The sequence below is a fragment of the Sporacetigenium mesophilum DSM 16796 genome (assembly GCF_059569055.1).
The window spans coordinates 1-19494 of sequence record NZ_JCANUR010000017.1 but is presented as its reverse complement, the minus strand read 5'-3'; the positions used below and the strand labels follow the sequence as shown (position 1 = coordinate 19494).

The window sequence follows — 19494 nt, the reverse complement described above, 5'->3', positions numbered from 1 at the left end:
TTATATTATATATTTAATGTTTTTATTTGTAAAAGCTTTATCCAATTCTTCTTTAAAAAACTCTTTTATTTCATTCATATCTTCCTTTTGATATACATATTTCCCATACCCAAATTGACCATATTTGAATTTTCTTTCTTCGTCTTCCATAGGCAAAGTTGTACTTGGAAATATTTCAATTATCCTATTTTTCGCTTTAGTAGTATATCTATGTGATATTACTTCAAAATCTATAGGATATTTAGTATCTTTAGGTAAAATTTCAGTTAATTTACTTATTAAATCTCTATATTCTTCTTTCCAATTTTCATATATAAATACTGGAGCTATTAAAAATCCAATTGGATATCCTTTTTGAGATAATTTAGCTGCAGCTTCAATCCTTTTTTTTGCTGATGCCGTAAAATGTTCATACTCATTTATTACTTTTTCTGTATTTAGGCTAAATCTTATTTCTGTATGCCCATTGTGTTTTGCTTCTAACAGTGTATCAATGTCATTGTATTTTGTTACAAATCTAAATCTCCCATACTCTTGTGATCCAAAATACTCGATAGTTTTTCTTAGTGAGTTTGTATAAAGTTCAATTGGTACAGGATCTGAAGTTGCAGCTCCTTCGAATACTGTTATATCTGGTTGTCTTTCATCTATATGTTTTTGTGCCTGTTTTAGTATTTCATCAGTATTTACATGTACCCTTACAAAGGGTTTGTCTCCCAATTGAGTATTTAAATAGCAATATTCACATTGTCCCATACATCCGCTAACTAAGGGCAATTGATAATGGGCAGATGGCTTACAAGTTTGAAATTTTAGACTTTTCTTGATTCCTACAACCAAAGTCTTTTTTCCTTCTCTATATTTATTATGTAAATTTTCACCTGGAATATATGTATTAATTTTATTTGAAGATAGTTTTATAATTTCTACATCTGATTTATTTTTAAACTGATTATATATCTCTTGTCCTAATTCATAGTCTAAGGAACCTTTTTCAAAAATAACTCTTATAGGTACAAACATATTTTTTCTCCTTTCAAATAATATATAATTATTGTTTGTTTTAAAGGTATATATTATTATAATTATTTAAATTTAAAAATTAATAATAAGTGTTATAATATAAAGTGAAAACGACATTTTAGGAGTGATAGAAATGATTATTGATATGGAGATACTAGGTAACTTATTAAGACTTAATAAACATATTAAATTAGAGTTCATTGAAAATACAAATATTTTAGAGATAAAATATAATAATAATGTTTTATCTACCATAGATCTTAAAAATAACATAATAGAAGATAATGCACAGTTTATATATGATACTATTACTAATTTAACTGATATAAATTTATATATACCTAAAATATACTATAAAAAAAAGGATTGCTAATTAATCAGCAATCCTTTCTTGTTGTTCTTGGAAAATAACACTTTTTATAGTATATCTCTCTTTATATAATACTAATATGGCAAATAACACAAAAACCAACAATCCTTTTATGATACTACTTATACTTATACTCCACCATACCCCGTTTAGTCCAAGTAGTTCTGGCTTTGCTAAAACTATAGCACTTGGTATTCTAAGTGCATTAAATACTATACTTATCACTGATGGGATTGTTGTTTTTCCCAGGCCGTTAAATGCTCCAGCTGTTGCTATTTCTATACACATAAATAATTGTGAATAACCTAGTATTTTTAGGTAATCTACACCCATTTCAATAGCTTGTTTTTCTTGTATAAAGAATGAGAATACTGCATCACCAAAAAACACAAGAAGTATAGTTGCAAACACTCCTACAAAAATAGATATTATCATAGTAGTTATATAACCTTTAAATATTCTATTCCATTTTTTAGCACCATAGTTTTGTGCAACAAATGCTCCTAGTGCTGTCGATATACCTCCTGCAGTCATCCAAGATATAGATTCTATTTGGGATCCTATTTTTTGTACTGCTATTGCAGTTGGTCCCCAATCAGATATAATTCTAGCTAAAATCATAGAACATATGGTAAATAATCCATTATGAAGTGCTATAGGAAACCCTAGTTTAAATATAGTTTTTATATAAAAAACTTTAGGTTTATTAAATAAGTTTATTTTAAAGTAAATTTCTTCTTTTTTCTTCATCTTATATATAAAACACAATGTAACAATTAACTGAGATAATACAGTCGCTATAGCAGCTCCAGAAACTCCCATAGGCTTAAATGGACCTATTCCAAATATAAATATAGGGTCTAGTATTATATTTGCAATTAATCCTATAGCATTCATTATAAATGGAGTTTTACTGTCTCCAGATCCATTAAATATACCGGTTAAGACAGGAGTTATAAAGTTAAAAGATATTCCAAGAGATACTATAACTAGATAACTTTTAGCCATTTTTATAACTTCTATATCTCCTAAATTAAAAAATCCTATTAGATTTTCTCTAAAAATAATTAAAAATGTTCCGTATAATAAAGACAATATTATATTTATCTGAACACTATGTATAGCAAATTCTCGCGCCCCTGCATAGTCTTTTTTCCCTATATGCTGGCCTACCATTACCTCTGACCCAATTTTTGATATAAGTATAAATGCAAATGCAAACCATACGAAAAAACCTGCTGTCCCAACTGCAGCTACAGCTTTACTTCCTGTTTTTCCTATCCATATCATATCTGTCATATTGTAGGCCATTTGTATAAATGATGTCCCCATAATAGGCAGCGAAAGATTTATAAGTGATTTAATTATACTGCCCTCAGTTAAATTATTGTTTGTTTTCATTATAAACTCCTACAATTATTCTAAATTCTATGTAAATATTATATTATAGAGAAAGGATTTATATCAATATCAGATTTTATTACATTAACATCGGATAATCTTTGAGATAAATAATTGTGTACTATATCTATAAAAATATTTTCTGTTTCAAAATGGCCTGCATCTATTATAGATATACCTAGGTCTATGGCATCTTGTGCTTCATGATATTTTACATCTCCAGTTATTAAAACATCACATCCACGCAAATAAGCTTTTTTTACAAAATCTCCACCAGACCCTGTAATAATAGCAACTTTCTTTACAATTTTGTCTGATTTTCCTACTATTCTTAAATATTTTGAATTAAGTCCAATTTTTATTTTATTAGCTAATTCTTCTAATGTCATACCGTTTTCTAAGTTCCCATATCTGCCTAAGCCATATGATTTGCCTTTGTTTTCTAACTTATATATATCGTATGCTACTTCCTCATATGGATGAGCTTTTATAATATTATTTATTATTTTGTTTAAATTTTTTTGTTCACATATAGATTCTATTTTAACTTCTTCTACTTTTTCTAATATATCAGAATCTCCTATAAACGGATTACTTCCTTCTAAAGGCCTAAATGTTCCTGTTCCTTTTGTATTAAATGTACAATCACTATAATTACCTATATTTCCTGCATCTGCATTAGTCATAGACTTTCTTACTGCATCTTCATGACTTGTAGGCACATATACTGCTATTTTATATAAAGATTCACTTTTAGTATTTTCTAATGTTTTTATGTTTTCTAGTTTTAGCATATCAGCGAAAACATCATTTAACCCACCAAATGCTATATCAAAGTTGGTGTGCATACAGTAAATATTTATATTATTTTGTATTAGTTTATATATACATTTTCCTTTTATATCATTTTCATTTATAGATGATAGTTTCTTAAATATAAACGGATGATGAGTTATTATTAAATTTACTTTGTTTTTTATTGCTTCATCTATTATAGATTCATTAGCTTCTAAACATACCATTATATTTTTTATATCTGAATTTATGTTTCCAACTAATAATCCAATGTTATCCCAGTCATAAGCTAAATTTTTTGGATATTGTTCTTCAAGTATACTTATTATTTGCTTAAGATACAATATTTTTCAACTCCTTTAGTTTATGTATTTTATTTATGCATTGATTTTTTCTATTTTCTACTGCTTCTCCAGTTTTATCTTCTATTTTAGTTATTACATCTTCATAGGATTTTATTTTTTTATCAATAAACTCACAAACTAATGGATCTTTTTTAGCTATTAGTTTTTTGCCTACTTCATAAAATATTTCATTTTTTAGCTTTTCTATTTTCCCATTATATTTGACTACAATAATCTCATATAATCTAAAATCTTCTTTTACTAAAACTTCATCCACTATTTCATATCCATTTTCATAAATATATTTTCTAAGTTCATCAGAAGCTTGCATAGGCTGAAGTATCAGTTTTTTTAGAGATTTAGCAACATTTTTAGACGTTTCCAATATTTCACTTATTAAAACTCCGCCCATTCCTGCTATTATAGCTTCATCAACTTCTCCTTCTTTAATAACTGTTAATCCTGATCCTAATCTTAAATCTACTTTATCTTCTAATTTATTTAATTTAACTTCTTTTTTAGCATTATCTAGAGGCCCTTTATTTATATCTGCTGCTATAGCATATTGTACAATATTATTATTTAATAAATAAACAGGTATATACCCATGGTCTGTGCCTATGTCTGCTACTTTATTATTTTTATCTACTAAATTAGCAATTGCTAATAATCTATCACTTAATTTCAATGTATACACATCCTTTCTAGTATTTATATTAATAAAATTCAAATAATAAGTTCATGGAGGTGTTATTTATGTCTGAAAAAAATAAAGATACTTTAAAAAATATTCCTAAGTATGGCTGGGGCGAAGATACTGTAACTTGGCAACTTGAAACTGAGGCCTTATCTGAACTACAAGATAAGCAAAAACAACCTCAAAAGAGCAAAGAAGAACTTCAAAAGGAAATAAATTATGGAAAAAGAAAGAATTATTGGAACTAAGTAACATAGATTAAAAAAATTCGCCTTTATACACAAGGCGAATTTTTTTTAATCTAAATAGTCTCTTAATTTCTTAGATCTACTTGGATGTCTTAACTTTCTTAAAGCTTTAGCTTCTATCTGTCTTATTCTTTCTCTAGTAACATCAAATTCTTTTCCTACTTCTTCTAATGTTCTAGCTCTACCGTCTTCAAGTCCAAATCTTAGTTTTAACACCTTTTGCTCTCTCTCATTTAGTGAAGATAAAACTTCTTCTATTTGCTCTTTCAGTAATGAATATGCAGCTGCCTCTGCTGGTGCTGGGGCATCTTCATCAGGAATAAAATCACCTAAATGACTATCTTCCTCTTCTCCTATAGGCGTTTCAAGAGACACTGGTTCTTGAGCTATTTTCATTATTTCTCTTACCTTTTCTTCAGGCAGTTCCATTTCCGCAGCTATTTCATCTGGCTTAGGCTCTCTTCCTAATTCTTGAAGAAGTTGTCTCGATACTCTTATTAGTTTATTTATAGTTTCAACCATATGAACTGGTATTCTTATTGTTCTAGCTTGATCTGCTATAGCACGAGTTATAGCTTGTCTTATCCACCAAGTAGCATAAGTACTAAATTTATATCCTTTTGTATGATCGAATTTTTCAACTGCTTTTATAAGTCCTAAATTTCCTTCTTGTATTAAATCTAAAAATAACATACCTCTTCCAACATACCTTTTAGCTATACTTACAACTAATCTTAAGTTTGCTTCAACCAGTCTTTTTTTGGCTGCTTCATCGCCGTCATGCATTCTTTTTGCTAATTCAACTTCTTCATGCGGCTTTAGCAAAGGTATTTTACCAATTTCTTTAAGGTACATTCTTACTGGATCATCTATACTTATTCCCTTAGGAAGAGACATATCTATATTTTGTAGATCCATTAATTCAACATCTTCTTCATCTTCTTTACTTTCTTCATCTATATCGCCGACTTCTAAGTCATCATTTCCAAAATCAAAATCCGCTTTATTATTTTTTTGTTCTATAACTTCTATGCCTAAATGACCTAGTGTTTCGTATAGATTTTCTACTTGATCTTTATCTAAGTCAGTTTCAGCAAAAGCTTCCATTATTTCACCAAGAGTTAGTGAACCTGCCTTTTTGCCTTTTTCTATTAAGCTCTTAGCTGTTACTTTTTTATTCTTTTTAACATTTTGATTATCCAATACAATGACCTCCTTTCTAGATTATATTTAGTGTAAAGATTTTCTAAGTTGTATTATTTCTAAAGCAATTTTCATAACTTTTTCATCTACCTCTTTCGCATCTATATTTTCGCTCTTTGACAAGCGTTCTATATTTTTTTGTTCTATTAACAACTCATCTATTTTATATTGAATACTATTGTTTTTAATAGTTTTTATGAGTTCTTCTATACTTTTGTTTTGTTCATAATTAATATTATCTATTGTAGTTTTATTTATATCATCTATATAATTTTCAGATATGTTCAAACTTTTTAATTTGTCAATACTTATTTTATCCAAATCTTCATTTTTAATCATATAATTTATAATTTCTTTGCTATCTTTTAAAATGAAATCTTCTTTATCTAATTTTAACAACGCTTTACTTCTTATTTCTTTATTTTCTATTAATACTTTTATAAGTTTTTTTTCTATTATTTCTTTGCCTTTTTCTATTATTTTCGGTTTTTCTATTTTCTTATCTACAGATTTATTATGCCAAGAACCCTTGTTTTTAATAGGTTCTATATAGTTTTTGCCATATATTTCTTTCTTTAATGAATCTGTACTTATGCCAGTTTCATTACTTAATAAATTTACATAATAATCTATTTCAACTGGACTTTTTATGCTTTTAAATAGTTTTACTATTTCTTTTGTAAATTTTATCTTGTCTTCTCCACTATTTAGATTATAATTTTTTCTTATTATATTTGTTTTAAATTGTATATAATTTATAGAGTTATTTATAGCTTTATTAAATTCTTCAAGTCCATAATTTCTTATAAATTCATCAGGATCTTTGCTTTCTTCTAAATTTAATACTTTTACATTTATGTCTAGTTTAGTTAAAGTATCAATTGCTCTTAAACTTGCATTTATTCCCGCGTTATCAGAATCATAAGATATTATAACTGTATCTATATACTTTTTAATTAATTTCCCTTGGTCTTCTGTAAGAGCAGTACCTAGTGTCGCAACAACATTTTTAACACCATATTGAGCTAAACTTATTAAGTCCATATATCCTTCTACCAATATTAGCGTTTTATTATTTATATTTTTTTTAGCAAAATTAAGTCCATAAAGATTATTTCTTTTATTGAATATAGGCGTGTCTGGCGAATTTAAATATTTTGGCAGTGAATCATCTAATACTCTACCTCCAAAACCTATTACACTGCCTTTATAATCGAATATAGGAAAAATAACCCTATTTATAAACCTATCACGGTATCCATTGCCATCTTTTTTTCTCATTACTAGTCCACTATCTAATAAATCTTCTATCTCATAACCTTTCTTAGTAAGATAATTAAATAAACCTTGCCAATCATTAGGTGCATAACCTAATCCAAAGTTTTTCATAGTCTTATCATCTAAACCTCTGTTTGTTAGATATTGATAACCTTTATTTTGTGTTTGGAGTAAAATAGCTAAATAATATCTAGCTGTTTCTACATGGATATCTATTAAAAGCTTATTCTTTTGAATATTTTTTTTCGTTTCCTCATCCACGTTGTTATTTATCTCTATTCCACATTTTTCAGCTAGCATTTTCACCGAATCCATAAAGTCACTATTTTCCATTTTCATAACAAATTTTATTACATCTCCACCTTCGCCACATCCAAAACAGTTATATATTTGTTTTTGAGGGCTTATATAAAAGGATGGCGTCTTTTCTGAATGAAATGGACATAAAGCCTTATAGTTTGTTCCTGATGATTTAACGGATATGTAGTTTGAGATAATGTCTACTATGTCAGTTCTTGATTTAATCTCGTCAATGACATCTTGCATATTCGTACTCATTTTATCACCTTCTTAGATATAGGTGTACTTGCAATATTACCATTTTACAATATATTTACAATTTGTCAAATACACATTTTACTATATTTCGACTTTTTTTGTAAAACTCCTTCTATAATTATAAAATTCTTTTTAATAATATAAGATATTATCTGCACCATAAGCAAAAAAATACAGAGAGGCTTAAATAAGCCTCTCTTTCATATAATTTATTGAATTCATAAGTTCTTCAAATTCTTCAAAATACAACGATTGCTCTCCATCACATAAAGCTTCTGGTGGATTAGGGTGAACTTCAACCATTATACCATCTGCTCCTGATGCAAAAGCAGCTAAGGACATCGGTTTTACTAAATATCTTATTCCTGTAGCATGACTTGGATCAACAATTACTGGATACCCAGTTTCTTTTTTAATTATAGGGACTGCAGCCAAATCTAGTGTATTTCTAGTATAATCATCATAGGTTCTTATTCCTCTTTCGCACATAATTATATTATTATTACCACCCATTGATATATACTTAGCCGAATTTATCCATTCTTTTATAGTAGCGGATATTCCTCTTTTTAACATAACAGGTTTATTCTGTTTTCCAACCTCTATAAGAAGAGGGAAATTTTGCATATTCCTAGACCCTATTTGTATAATATCCGCAACTTCATAAACTTTTTCAAGCTCTCTAACATCCATTAGTTCTGTTATAATTGGAATATCTACTTCCTTTTTAACTTGACTTAATATTTCTAAGCCTTCTTCTTTCATTCCTTGAAATGAATATGGCGATGTTCTAGGTTTGAATGCACCGCCTCTTAACATATTGGCACCTTTAGACTTTACATACTGCGCTGTTTGTAACAGTTGTTCGTAGCTTTCTATAGCACAAGGCCCAGCTATTATAAGTTTATCTTCAGGTAATATTAATTTATCATTTATTTTTATATTTATTTTATTTTTAGATAGGTTTTTAGTCATTACCTATAAACTCCTTTACTTCATCCATCTCTTCTAGAGTAATATTTTGTAAATGTTCCTTTATAGTATTGTTGTTTATTACTAAATTTTCATTTAAATCCATTAAAGGAATCATAACAAATGCTCTCTTGTGAATCCTAGGATGTGGTATAGTTAAGATTTCATCATTTGAAATTATATCATTATAAAATAAAATGTCAATATCTATAGTTCTTGGGCCCCATCTTAAAACTCTTTCTCTTTTTAATTTAAGTTCTATATTTTGGCAGTTCTTTAATAGTTCCATTGGAGATAGATTTGTGTTAACTTCTAAACATAGATTTAGAAAATCAGCTTGGTCTGTATATCCCCAAGCTTTAGTTTCATAGATCTTTGATTTCTTAGTTATAGTAGTATCCGGAATCTTTTCTATTAATTTACAAGCTTCGTTTAAAAAATTCAACCTGTTTTCTATATTAGTTCCCAATCCCAGATAGGCTTTAGTCATTTCTATTTCTCCTTATTTCAACTCCAAAATAGTCATATATACCATTAACTGGAGCCTCAGGTTTTTTTATTCTTACCATTATCTCCTTAATCAATTCAAATTTATCAAATACACTAAGAGCTATATTTTCTGCTAAAGCTTCTATTAGATTAAATCTTTTATTTTGTGTTATGTTTTTAACTATTTCATAAACCTCTGCATAACTCACTGAATCATACATATTATCACTCAATCCAGCTTTTTTAGTATCTATGTATAATTCAATATCTATAAAGAATTTTTGACCTAATACACTTTCTTCTTTTAAAACTCCATGATATCCATAAAATCCTAAGTTATTCAATAATATTTTATCCATGCCATACCTACCTTCTATATATAGCATCTGCTACTTTTGCTGCCATTAGATTTTCTTTTACATCATGTACCCTAACTATGTCGATTCCATCGATTATTCCAGCCACAGTTGTAGCTATAGTGCCTTCAACTCTTTCTTTTGGAGTGACATTAAGTATTTTGCCAATTGTAGATTTTCTGGATGTTCCAAGAAGTATAGGGTAACCTAGGTCTTTAAGTTCGCCTAGTCTTCTAAGCACCTCTATGTTTTGTTCATAGTTTTTGCCAAATCCGATACCTGGATCTAATATTATTTTATCATCTTTTATTCCAGCTTCTTTTGCTATTTTTATACTTTCTAGTAAAAAGTCTTTTATGCTATCCATTATGTCCTTATCATAATTTGTTCCGTCTTGGTTATGCATTATACATACATAGGCATTATACTCTGCAACTACATTTGCCATATTTTTATCGTATTGAAGTCCCCAAATATCATTTATTAAATGAACACCGTTATCTAAAACTGATTTAGCAACCTCTGATTTATACGTATCTACAGATACAGGTACATTTATTTCTTTAGTTAATCTTTTTATAACTGGTAAAAGCCTTTCGATCTCTTCTTCATCACTAATTTTAGTATATCCTGGCCTTGTAGACTCTGCTCCTAAGTCTATTATATCTGCACCTTTATTAACCATATCTTTAGCATGGTCAATTGCTATATCAATATTTGTAAAATCTCCTCCATCAGAAAAACTATCTGGAGTAACATTTAATATTCCCATTATATACGTTCTTTTTCCAAATTCAAACATCAAAAGTTCCCCCTACTATCTCATGTTTATTAAGCTCATTGCTTCAGCTCTTGCAGCTATATCTTTTTGGAATATACCTCTTACTGCTGATGTTATTGTTTTAGATCCTGGCTTTTTAACACCTCTCATAGTCATACACATATGTTCAGCTTCAACAACGACTATAACTCCATATGGTTCTAATTCTTCCATTATTATTTCTGCCACATCTTTAGTTATACGCTCTTGTAGTTGAGGTCTTTTTGCTATAGTTTCAACTACCCTAGCAAGTTTTGAAAGCCCTGTTAACTTTCCGCCTTTTGGTAAGTATCCTATATGCGCTTTACCAAAGAATGGCACTAAATGATGCTCACAGCATGAGTAAAAAGGTATATCCTTAACTAATACTAATTCTTCATGTTTTTCATCTTGGAAATGTACATGCAGATGTTTTCTAGCATCCTCATGAATACCTGAGAATATCTCTTCATACATTCTAGCCACTCTATCTGGAGTATCTAGAAGTCCTTCTCTATCTGGATCTTCTCCTATAGCTTCTAAAATATCTCTAACCGCTCTTTTTATTTTCTCTCTATTCATATCTTCCATAATTATACCTCCTTAATAATTCATTTTTATATAATCTACTATTTTTATATTTTTAAATACATAATTATATATTTTTTCTAATTGGATACTACTATGTTCTTGGTAGTATTTATTTACTAACTCATATAATTCTTTATTGTCTTTTTTTAAAACACTAAATAATTTTTTATCTTTTGGTACCCATTTTTTATTTAGCATAAAATAACTTTTTATAAGATCTCTTACACATAAATTAGATAATAATTCATATTCCATTCTATCATAACTATTGTTATCTACTAACCTTTTTAAAGTACTTTGAATTTCATATGAAAGCTTAGATTTTTCGCTTTTTGTAAGTTCATTTGGTCCTTGGCTATATTTTTGTAAACTCTTTTGTATATATAATTTTCCTAAATCATTTTCATCATACACAAGATTTGCATTTTTCATAGCTTGTATAAAGAAATATTCATTATTTCTTACAAATTCATCTGCTAAAGAAATAGGAAAATAGTTTATATCAAATTCTATTTCTTTAATTAATTTTATCTCTCTTGTTTGACCAAATCCTTCTTCAGTAATAACGAACAAATCTATATCATTTATATCCTTAGCAACTTCAAAATCTATATCTTTGGCTGATCCAACTATTAATACAGACTTTACATTTTTACTTTCTATTATGCTTTTTAATTCGTTTTCATATATTTCCTTAATATTTGTATACTCTGCATCTACCATATATAAGGCCCCCTAACACAAAGATGATTATATGTTATTTATTATTTTTTCAAAGGTGTTATTTGTATCTTCATATATAACATTATCAATACTTTTAACCTTCATAAGTTCCATCAGACTATTAGTTATAAAACAAAAATCGAATTTGTCTAAATCACTTATTTTTATATCATCTTCTATACATATTATATCTAGAGTTTTACAAATATCTATAACGCAAGTTCTCATTATCCCATTTAATATTGGTGATTCTTTTTTTGGAGTATATATTCTATTTTCTTTTATAAAAAATATATTACTCATAGAGCACTCAAGTATATATTCATTTAAATCTATAAATAATCCTTCATCAAATCCATTTTGTGTAGCATAATTTTTCGAATATATATTTTCAAAGTAGTTTGTAGTTTTATGCCTGTATATCTCACTCAAGCCTCTTTTTATTGGAGATATAGTTATTTTAAATCCTTTTTCATAATGCTCTTTCTTGTAAGGTATATCTCGTGTTGAAAAGTTATAACCTTCGTCACAAACTGTAATTCTAAGAGCGCCATTTAAAATGTTTTTATCTTCAATATATAAGTTTATCAATTCATATATTTCATTTTTATCTATAGTGAAATTAACATTCAGTTTATCTATAGAATTATATAGTCTATCTAGGTGTTTATCTATACGTATAGGTTTTTTATTTTTAATTTTTATAGTTTCAAATAAGCCTATTCCAAACCTAGAAAGCGTACTATTAAAAGACACGTTATTCTTCATAATAACCTCTTAGCGCTTTCATCATAGATCTTGACTTGTCTATTGTTTCTTGATACTCATCTTCTGGATTTGAGTCCCAAGTTATACCTCCTCCTACTTGGAAGTGTATATTTTGATCTTGTTTTATAATAGTTCTTATAGCTATATTTAAATCCAGATCTCCATTAAAGCCTATATAACCAATCGATCCTGTGTATACATTTCTTTGTGTTGGTTCAAGCTCATCTATTATCTCCATTGATCTTATCTTTGGAGCTCCAGTTATAGAGCCACCTGGAAAAGTACCTTCTATTATATCTATACAGTCTTTACCTTCCTCTAACTCCCCTATAACCGTTGCTACTAAATGATGAACATTGGCGTAGGGTTCTATAACAAATAATTCAGGAACTTTAACAGTTCCAATTTTAGATACTTTACCTAAATCATTTCTTTCTAGGTCTACTATCATTAATAGTTCAGATTTATCTTTTTCACTATTTTTAAGTTCTTCTTGAAGTAATAAATCTTCTTCTACTGTTTTACCTCTAGGTCTTGTCCCTTTTATAGGCCTTGTCTCTATAGTGTTTTTAAAGAATTTTATGAATCTCTCTGGAGAATTCGATAATATATGAGTTCCATTGAAGTTTAAAAATGCTCCAAATGGCGCTGGACTTATTCTTCTTAAATCTCTATATAATTCATAACTAGATAGAGATGTCTTACCGCTAAATCTCTGTGTTAAATTTGCTTGATATATATCTCCATTTCTTATGTATTCTCTAACTTTTTCTACTGCTTGTAAATAGTTTTCTTTTTTGAAGTTAGAAACTAATTTAGTTGGCTCTATATTTTTTTCTTCATAGCAAATGGGATCAATTCCATTTGCTTCAGCTTCAATTATCCTTTTATTTATTTTATCTACTAGGATTTTTTCTTCTTGTTCATCTATATTAGGGGTAGCTATGTAAGTTTTATTTTCTAGATGATCTATTACTACTACCCAATTATATAATCCAAAGTATAAATCTGGCACATTAGTATCATCTACAGCGCTACGAGGTAGTTTCTCCATATAATTACCTAAATCATAAGATAAATACCCTACTGCACCTCCAATAAATGGCAGATGCGAATTATTTATTACATTATATTTACTTAATTCCTCTTTTAGAGAATTAAGTGGATTTTCATTGCTATTTTTATATTTTAAGATTTTAAATGGGTTTGAACTTATAAAAGAGTATCTTCCTAAATTATCTTGTCCCATTGCACTATCTAGCATAAAACTATGATCATCATTTCTAAATATAGTAAATAATTCAAAAGAATTTAGTTTTGTATTTAAATTTACTATCATGTTATTCCCCCCTTTGAGACCTTGCTTCATTAATAAAATTTCTTAATATATCATGGCCTTGTTCTGAAAGTATAGCTTCAGGATGAAATTGGACTCCTTCTATAAGATATTTTTTATGTCTTAAGCCCATTATTTCCCCTTCATTTGTATAAGCTGTTATTTCAAGTTCTTCTGGTAAAGACTCTTTATCCACAATTAACGAATGATACCTTGTTACATTTAAAGGATTATTTAAGTTCTTGAATACACCACTGTTATTATGTTTAATAGAATGTACTTTTCCATGGACTGGTGTTATTGCTTTAACAACATTTCCTCCGAATACATGTCCTATTGTTTGATGCCCTAGACATATACCTAGTATAGGTGTTTTACCTTTAAAGTAATTTACAACATCAGTACAAATGCCAGCTTCATTAGGTGAACAGGGTCCTGGAGATAAAACTATTATCTCTGGAGCTAATTTTGATATTTCTTCTACTGTTATTTCATTATTTCTCTTAACCACTATTTCCTCTCCTAGTTCTCCTAAAAACTGAACTAAGTTGTAAACAAAAGAGTCATAATTATCTATCATTAATATCACTCTTCATACCCCCTTTGATTTGTTATCATTTTAACAAAAAACACACCCCTAATCAGAAGGGTGTGTTTTATTTTAAATAAATTACAACCTTCTCACAGCGGATGCAATACCATACCGCGAAGATACTATCTCCTTCGTTTAGAAGCTACTTCCCATCTTCTAACACTTAACGCATGATATTTACTCTGTAAGAATCCATATAAGAATCTACAAATCCTATTTATTTCCCCTTAAAATAAATTTAAAATATTCACAAATTTATCTTTTATAATTCATTATATATGTGTTCGGAAAAGATTGTCAATATTAGTTATCTTATCTACAATTATTTTGTAAGATTTTTGGTTACTAAATAGTGTATATTAACTATAAATAAAACAAACTATAATATTAAAATTTAAAAGATTTTTGATTTTTAATCTATCTAAATTGGAGGAGTGAATATGGATAGATATGTTATAATTAGAGCTGATAATAAGTCTATTTCTCAACCCATGAATAAAAAAGAAGCAATTAAACACGTTAAAGAGTACGATAAACAAGGAATTTCTAGCTATATAATTTCTGAAGACGAGGGTTTGAGAATAAAAAATCCAGAAAAATTTAATATTCCAAAATGGGAGTAAAAAATTCCCTATACTCATGTGGTCAACGACCAGATGGGACCTTGTTCAAGTTTAGTAGTTGGAAATTAAAGAAGGAGCATATGCTCCTTTTTTAAATGTTTCTTTTTAGTGTATAGATATCATTAATTCTTTTATTTTTTTGATATATTTTTCATCATTAGAAAGCCTTATTAGACTTGTTAAATAATATTTATCTGTACTTTTAGGAACTTTATTTTTTGATACTAGGTCTATTGCTGTTTTAGCTGAATTAAAATTTCTTAAATGTGTGTGCCCATCTTGAAACTCTTTTTTTCTATTATAAGCTATATATCCCCCTTTTATATGAAAGATTATGAATTCTTTTTTTTCATATATCTTATTAAACATATATTAGAACCACATCCCTTATAAGAGATTAATTTATTGCTTGGATTATATTTACTTCTTTATATATAGTATTTAATTTCTTATAAAATGTTTTTAATATTTCAAATAATTTCATTAAAGTTGCAAATAAAAAAATCTAGGATTATAAATCCTAGATTAGTTCTTACTATCTTTTAATTGTGTATTATCAAATTCATTAGCCTTTTTATCTTTTGAATAATTTATTAGTTCAGATACTGTTACAAATTCATATCCTCGCTTTTTCATTTCGGGAATAAATATTCTCAAAGCTTGAATAGTTGGATTAGGATGTATAGTTCCATAGTCATGTAAAACTAAAATATCTCCATTTGTAACTTTATTTAGTATGACATTTGCTATTTTATTAGGTGATGTTGTTGACCAGTCTTTTGCGTCTAAAGTAGACCATAATACTATTTTATAATTATGTTTTTTTGATAGCTCTACAATATTTTTATTATAGCTTCCATAAGGTGGTCTGAATAAAGTAGGCTTTTTACCTGTTTTATCATAAATAATATTTTGAGCTTTTAATAGTTCTTGTTCTAATTGACTTTTACTTATTGATTTTATATCAGGGTGGCTGAAGGTATGATTTCCTATTTCATGACCTTCTTTAGTAGCTCTTATAACAGCCTCTGGATACCATTCTACATGTTTTCCTGCTACGAAAAATGTAGCTTTTACATCATAGTCTTTAAGGACATCTAATATTTGATTTGTTTCTTTTGGATGTGGTCCATCGTCAAATGTAATAGCTATAACTTTTTCATTTCTCGGACCGTTTTTAATTATTAAATTATCATTTTCTTCAGAATATATATTTATCCTTTGTATAGCAAACAATGATATGGCTATTAATATTATTGGCATAAACAATAGCATTTTTTTTCTTCTGTTCATAATTATGTCTCCTTTTACTATAAATTTATCTTAAGTCAGTGTAAAAATTTTGAGTATAATATATCTTATAATTCCCTCCAAATTCTACTCCTACACCTAATTTTTCATAGTTATTTAGGATATTTTTTCTATGTCCTTCAGAATTCATCCATGCTTCATGTGCAAATATAGCACTAGTTTGACCTGCAGCTATATTTTCTCCAGCTAATTTATAATTTATATTTTCTGTTTTCATTCTATCAAAAGGATCTTGACCTCTCAAATTAATATGATCAAAAAAATTATTTTGTTTCATATCCAAACTATGCTTCCTAGAACTAGCTTGAGCTTTATTATCATATTTTACTCTTGATAAATTATATTTATCTCTTACGCTATTTGTTAAATCTATAACTTCTCTTTCAAAACTTTCTCTTAAATCCTCACTATATTCTGGATATATATCTTTTGATTTATCTTCTGTATTTTTATCTATTATTTGATAAGAAATTATCTTATAGCTATTATAAATATCATAAAAGACAGTTACATACATATCTCTAAATTCTAAAACATCATATTCACCTTTTGAACTTATTATAAATTTAGTATATCCTTTTTTCTTATATTCTAAAGGTTCATATTTACTTAATACATATGTTCTATCTTTACTAAAATTTATAGTTTTTATTAAATTTGATTGTAATGAATTAGTATATAATCCTACAACTTTGCCATTATCAATTCCAACCATGGCAAATTTATTTTTATATTGATTGTACACATACCAATTAAATCCATATTCACTTAAATCTATTCTAGATGGATTTCCTATTAATGATATAACTTCATTTTCTGAAGTTCCTAACTTTATATTACAAAAATTATCTATTTTTGAACTTGTCGTGCTTGACTGTACAATAGTTTCTATATTATTTGAGTTAGAATCCACATCAAATTTATTTTCATTTGATTTTATTGTATATTTATCCTGTAATATACCTTCCTTTATTAAATCAATATTTTCTCCTAATAATATAGCTTTATTTATACTTGTATTATAAATATCTTTTAAATCCATATCTGTATAAACATTCATTATGTAAATTACTATTAGAAAAAATACTAACTTTTTCATAGAAATCACTTCCTGTCCAATTATTCATTTATTACATAATTATATACAGACAAGTTATTATATATACCTTATAAAATATATAAGAGATAAGGAATGTAACTTTATTTGCTATTTACCTTTGAGTTTACAAACCAACCCATAATTATTATTCCAAGGGTAGATTCTACGCCTATTAATATTCTAGCTGTATTAGTTAAAGGAACAATATCACCATATCCTAATGTAGTAATAGTGACCATACTTAAATATAACATTCTAGGGAAATATAATTTAAATCTAGCAATAGAATTTCCTATATTCCTACTAGGTAATCCATCTGTACTATCTATAAATTCATTTATATTTTTTTCTAATTTATGTGATAATTTTAGCCCTATTTGTTCTTTTTTTACATTTCCATTTTCTAAATAAAACAACTGAGAAAAATTTATATTTCGTAACTCTGGAATATAAGTAGTATTATCTTTAAAACTAATTTTTCCTAACCTGTATACGTAACCTTCTTTATCAATCTTATCCTCTCTATTTACTTTAAAATAAAATGTAGTCGTGTATTTTGTTTCAAAATCTGACATGTTTCTAACAAGTACTGATATATCAAAAATCAATTCATCAACGTTTAAATTTACTTTTTTTATTTCTAAATCATCTATACAAAATATCCAGTTCTTATTTTCATCTAAGTATATAACACTTGATTTGTGATATTCTCTAAAGTTATCAGTTATAGAATAATTTACCTCATTTTCTATTGTCATAAGTTCTGAATTTAATATATTTTCATATTTTGAAGTAGAATGATAGAATTGATTTACTATACTAGTGTAAATAATTGCGAAAAGTAATACAGTAAACAAATATAACAATATAAATTTAATAGATATCTTCTTATTATTCGTAAGCTTATATCTCATAAGATATCCCCCTAAGCTACTTATTTATTTTCAAAAACACTAGAAAGATTCGCTATGCTTATGTCGCCAACGATCTTGAAGAACAGATCCGTTGCTCAAGCATATTAGTCTGATATTACAACTTATCCTTAAACCGGATAAATTATAATATCCTTGTAATTAAAAAAATGACTATATTTATACTTATGATAAATATAGTCATTTTAATTTATATAAAATATATTTATTAAATTTTTATATTTTAGTATTTATCCATCTTGTCCATTACAACTTGTAATTTACTAGCTTGAGCACCACATTCTTCCGCGAAATTTTTAAACATTGATGCCACGTTTTTGTCTTCTATTTGTTTTGAATATGTTTCAAAGTCACGTACGTTTTCCTGTGCATCTAATAATTTCTTCATAACTATATCACGAGTATTCATTTGCATAGTTTTTTACCTCCTATATTTTTGTTATTATTTTTTACATCTAAGGTAATTATTATACATTTCTTAAAACAAAATATAAGCTACTTTAAACATAAAAAATTTAAAAACATCATATTTTTAATGATATTAAAATCAGGCCTGTAAGTTAAGTTTATAAATTTTTATATGTCTAAACATCAAAAAAACACTTCTAAATTAATAGAAGTGCTTTTTTACGTTTAGCAATTTCAAAACTAAACAGCATATTAATGGTCAAGTCCTCGACCTATTAGTATTCATAAGCTAAATCCATTACTGAACTTACACCTTGAACCTATCAACCAGGTAGTCTTTCTGGGGTCTTACCCTTACGGTGGGAAATCTTATCTCAAAGTCGGCTTCGCGCTTAGATGTTTTCAGCGCTTATCCATTCCGTACGTAGCTACCCAGCTATGCCACTGGCGTGACAACTGGTGCACCAGAGGTACGTCCATCCCGGTCCTCTCGTACTAAGGACAGGTCTTTTCAAATTTCCTACGCCTGCGACGGATAGGGACCGAACTGTCTCACGACGTTCTGAACCCAGCTCGCG

The 19494-nt window shown here is 27.7% G+C and carries 23 protein-coding genes, 1 rRNA gene and 1 riboswitch; of the genes, 3 read left to right on the top strand and 21 right to left on the bottom strand.

Features of this window, described 5'->3' with window-relative positions; translation table 11 throughout:
- Complete coding sequence (gene splB, locus BS62_RS12375) at positions 1-1023, bottom strand: spore photoproduct lyase (protein WP_496491591.1); 1023 nt, start codon at positions 1021-1023, stop codon at positions 1-3.
- A 133-nt stretch (positions 1024-1156) separates the two neighbouring features.
- Here splB and BS62_RS12370 point away from each other — a divergent pair, with 133 nt between their 5' ends.
- The gene (locus BS62_RS12370) at positions 1157-1396 is read left to right on the top strand and encodes a hypothetical protein (protein ID WP_496491590.1); all 240 of its coding nucleotides are present in this window, start codon (positions 1157-1159) and stop codon (positions 1394-1396) included.
- Here the strand turns inward: BS62_RS12370 and BS62_RS12365 are convergent, their stop codons facing one another.
- From BS62_RS12365 to BS62_RS12355, 3 genes are read right to left on the bottom strand one after another with little or no spacing between them, the layout of a single operon-like run.
- A complete protein-coding gene (locus BS62_RS12365; protein WP_496491589.1) occupies positions 1397-2794 on the bottom strand; it encodes an MATE family efflux transporter in 1398 nt (465 codons plus the stop codon).
- A 38-nt stretch (positions 2795-2832) separates the two neighbouring features.
- Complete coding sequence (locus BS62_RS12360) at positions 2833-3933, bottom strand: Nif3-like dinuclear metal center hexameric protein (protein ID WP_496491588.1); 1101 nt, start codon at positions 3931-3933, stop codon at positions 2833-2835.
- Positions 3923-4621 carry a tRNA (adenine(22)-N(1))-methyltransferase gene (locus tag BS62_RS12355; protein ID WP_496491587.1) on the bottom strand — a complete coding sequence of 233 codons (699 nt, stop codon included), beginning with the start codon at positions 4619-4621 and terminating at the stop codon, positions 3923-3925. Before BS62_RS12355 ends, BS62_RS12360 begins: the two co-directional genes overlap by 11 nt.
- A gap of 68 nt (positions 4622-4689) precedes the next feature.
- Here BS62_RS12355 and BS62_RS12350 point away from each other — a divergent pair, with 68 nt between their 5' ends.
- On the top strand, positions 4690-4878 hold the full coding sequence (locus BS62_RS12350; protein WP_496491586.1) for a hypothetical protein: 189 nt from the start codon (positions 4690-4692) through the stop codon (positions 4876-4878).
- Positions 4879-4926: 48 nt separating this feature from the next.
- Here the strand turns inward: BS62_RS12350 and rpoD are convergent, their stop codons facing one another.
- The 11 genes from rpoD to BS62_RS12295 form a co-directional block, all read right to left on the bottom strand.
- Complete coding sequence (gene rpoD, locus BS62_RS12345) at positions 4927-6081, bottom strand: RNA polymerase sigma factor RpoD (RefSeq protein ID WP_496491585.1); 1155 nt, start codon at positions 6079-6081, stop codon at positions 4927-4929.
- Between the two features lie 27 nt (positions 6082-6108).
- Positions 6109-7917 carry a DNA primase gene (dnaG, locus tag BS62_RS12340; RefSeq protein WP_496491584.1) on the bottom strand — a complete coding sequence of 603 codons (1809 nt, stop codon included), beginning with the start codon at positions 7915-7917 and terminating at the stop codon, positions 6109-6111.
- A gap of 183 nt (positions 7918-8100) precedes the next feature.
- Positions 8101-8892, bottom strand: coding sequence for a 3-deoxy-7-phosphoheptulonate synthase (aroF, locus tag BS62_RS12335; RefSeq protein ID WP_496491583.1), 792 nt, complete (start codon positions 8890-8892; stop codon positions 8101-8103).
- Positions 8885-9379 carry a 2-amino-4-hydroxy-6-hydroxymethyldihydropteridine diphosphokinase gene (folK, locus tag BS62_RS12330; protein WP_496491582.1) on the bottom strand — a complete coding sequence of 165 codons (495 nt, stop codon included), beginning with the start codon at positions 9377-9379 and terminating at the stop codon, positions 8885-8887. Before folK ends, aroF begins: the two co-directional genes overlap by 8 nt.
- Positions 9372-9737: a dihydroneopterin aldolase gene (gene folB, locus BS62_RS12325; protein WP_496491581.1), complete on the bottom strand. Its 366-nt coding sequence runs from the start codon at positions 9735-9737 to the stop codon at positions 9372-9374. The genes folK and folB overlap by 8 nt, the downstream gene beginning before the upstream one ends.
- Positions 9738-9744: 7 nt before the next feature.
- Positions 9745-10536 (bottom strand): dihydropteroate synthase, encoded by a 792-nt coding sequence (folP, locus tag BS62_RS12320; protein WP_496491580.1) that lies wholly within the window; start codon positions 10534-10536, stop codon positions 9745-9747.
- A gap of 15 nt (positions 10537-10551) precedes the next feature.
- The gene (folE, locus tag BS62_RS12315) at positions 10552-11124 is read right to left on the bottom strand and encodes a GTP cyclohydrolase I FolE (RefSeq protein WP_496491579.1); all 573 of its coding nucleotides are present in this window, start codon (positions 11122-11124) and stop codon (positions 10552-10554) included.
- 12 nt (positions 11125-11136) lie between these two features.
- The gene (locus BS62_RS12310; RefSeq protein ID WP_496491578.1) at positions 11137-11847 is read right to left on the bottom strand and encodes a hypothetical protein; all 711 of its coding nucleotides are present in this window, start codon (positions 11845-11847) and stop codon (positions 11137-11139) included.
- 27 nt (positions 11848-11874) lie between these two features.
- Entirely contained in the window at positions 11875-12615 is a 741-nt protein-coding gene (locus BS62_RS12305; protein ID WP_496491577.1) for an aminotransferase class IV, read from the bottom strand.
- Entirely contained in the window at positions 12605-13954 is a 1350-nt protein-coding gene (gene pabB, locus BS62_RS12300; protein ID WP_496491576.1) for an aminodeoxychorismate synthase component I, read from the bottom strand. Before pabB ends, BS62_RS12305 begins: the two co-directional genes overlap by 11 nt.
- 1 nt (position 13955) lies before the next feature.
- On the bottom strand, positions 13956-14540 hold the full coding sequence (locus BS62_RS12295) for an anthranilate synthase component II (RefSeq protein WP_496491575.1): 585 nt from the start codon (positions 14538-14540) through the stop codon (positions 13956-13958).
- A gap of 93 nt (positions 14541-14633) precedes the next feature.
- Positions 14634-14730, bottom strand: a riboswitch (THF riboswitch).
- A gap of 253 nt (positions 14731-14983) precedes the next feature.
- Between BS62_RS12295 and BS62_RS12290 the strand changes: the two genes are divergently transcribed.
- Positions 14984-15166 carry a hypothetical protein gene (locus BS62_RS12290; protein ID WP_496491574.1) on the top strand — a complete coding sequence of 61 codons (183 nt, stop codon included), beginning with the start codon at positions 14984-14986 and terminating at the stop codon, positions 15164-15166.
- A gap of 105 nt (positions 15167-15271) precedes the next feature.
- Here the strand turns inward: BS62_RS12290 and BS62_RS12285 are convergent, their stop codons facing one another.
- The 6 genes from BS62_RS12285 to BS62_RS12260 form a co-directional block, all read right to left on the bottom strand.
- Positions 15272-15535: a hypothetical protein gene (locus tag BS62_RS12285; RefSeq protein WP_496491573.1), complete on the bottom strand. Its 264-nt coding sequence runs from the start codon at positions 15533-15535 to the stop codon at positions 15272-15274.
- 156 nt (positions 15536-15691) lie between these two features.
- Positions 15692-16459 carry a polysaccharide deacetylase family protein gene (locus BS62_RS12280; RefSeq protein WP_496491572.1) on the bottom strand — a complete coding sequence of 256 codons (768 nt, stop codon included), beginning with the start codon at positions 16457-16459 and terminating at the stop codon, positions 15692-15694.
- A gap of 25 nt (positions 16460-16484) precedes the next feature.
- Positions 16485-17576, bottom strand: a complete 1092-nt coding sequence (locus BS62_RS12275; RefSeq protein ID WP_496491571.1) for a CAP domain-containing protein — start codon at positions 17574-17576, stop codon at positions 16485-16487.
- 101 nt (positions 17577-17677) lie between these two features.
- Positions 17678-18490, bottom strand: a complete 813-nt coding sequence (locus BS62_RS12270) for a potassium channel family protein (protein ID WP_496491570.1) — start codon at positions 18488-18490, stop codon at positions 17678-17680.
- A 241-nt stretch (positions 18491-18731) separates the two neighbouring features.
- Positions 18732-18923 carry a hypothetical protein gene (locus BS62_RS12265; protein WP_496491569.1) on the bottom strand — a complete coding sequence of 64 codons (192 nt, stop codon included), beginning with the start codon at positions 18921-18923 and terminating at the stop codon, positions 18732-18734.
- 248 nt (positions 18924-19171) lie between these two features.
- Positions 19172-19494: ribosomal RNA gene (locus BS62_RS12260) — 23S ribosomal RNA — on the bottom strand; the annotation flags it as partial.

Bases quoted from the DNA above. Each gene is read 5' to 3' on its own strand.
- splB (WP_496491591.1), bottom strand. From the start codon at position 1,023: ATGTTTGTACCTATAAGAGTTATTTTTGAAAAAGGTTCCTTAGACTAT.
- BS62_RS12370 (WP_496491590.1), top strand. From the start codon at position 1,157: ATGATTATTGATATGGAGATACTAGGTAACTTATTAAGACTTAATAAA.
- BS62_RS12365 (WP_496491589.1), bottom strand. From the start codon at position 2,794: ATGAAAACAAACAATAATTTAACTGAGGGCAGTATAATTAAATCACTT.
- BS62_RS12350 (WP_496491586.1), top strand. From the start codon at position 4,690: ATGTCTGAAAAAAATAAAGATACTTTAAAAAATATTCCTAAGTATGGC.
- dnaG (WP_496491584.1), bottom strand. From the start codon at position 7,917: ATGAGTACGAATATGCAAGATGTCATTGACGAGATTAAATCAAGAACT.
- aroF (WP_496491583.1), bottom strand. From the start codon at position 8,892: ATGACTAAAAACCTATCTAAAAATAAAATAAATATAAAAATAAATGAT.
- folK (WP_496491582.1), bottom strand. From the start codon at position 9,379: ATGACTAAAGCCTATCTGGGATTGGGAACTAATATAGAAAACAGGTTG.
- folB (WP_496491581.1), bottom strand. From the start codon at position 9,737: ATGGATAAAATATTATTGAATAACTTAGGATTTTATGGATATCATGGA.
- folP (WP_496491580.1), bottom strand. From the start codon at position 10,536: ATGTTTGAATTTGGAAAAAGAACGTATATAATGGGAATATTAAATGTT.
- folE (WP_496491579.1), bottom strand. From the start codon at position 11,124: ATGGAAGATATGAATAGAGAGAAAATAAAAAGAGCGGTTAGAGATATT.
- BS62_RS12310 (WP_496491578.1), bottom strand. From the start codon at position 11,847: ATGGTAGATGCAGAGTATACAAATATTAAGGAAATATATGAAAACGAA.
- BS62_RS12305 (WP_496491577.1), bottom strand. From the start codon at position 12,615: ATGAAGAATAACGTGTCTTTTAATAGTACGCTTTCTAGGTTTGGAATA.
- pabB (WP_496491576.1), bottom strand. From the start codon at position 13,954: ATGATAGTAAATTTAAATACAAAACTAAATTCTTTTGAATTATTTACT.
- BS62_RS12290 (WP_496491574.1), top strand. From the start codon at position 14,984: ATGGATAGATATGTTATAATTAGAGCTGATAATAAGTCTATTTCTCAA.
- BS62_RS12285 (WP_496491573.1), bottom strand. From the start codon at position 15,535: ATGTTTAATAAGATATATGAAAAAAAAGAATTCATAATCTTTCATATA.
- BS62_RS12280 (WP_496491572.1), bottom strand. From the start codon at position 16,459: ATGAACAGAAGAAAAAAAATGCTATTGTTTATGCCAATAATATTAATA.
- BS62_RS12275 (WP_496491571.1), bottom strand. From the start codon at position 17,576: ATGAAAAAGTTAGTATTTTTTCTAATAGTAATTTACATAATGAATGTT.
- BS62_RS12270 (WP_496491570.1), bottom strand. From the start codon at position 18,490: ATGAGATATAAGCTTACGAATAATAAGAAGATATCTATTAAATTTATA.
- BS62_RS12265 (WP_496491569.1), bottom strand. From the start codon at position 18,923: ATGCAAATGAATACTCGTGATATAGTTATGAAGAAATTATTAGATGCA.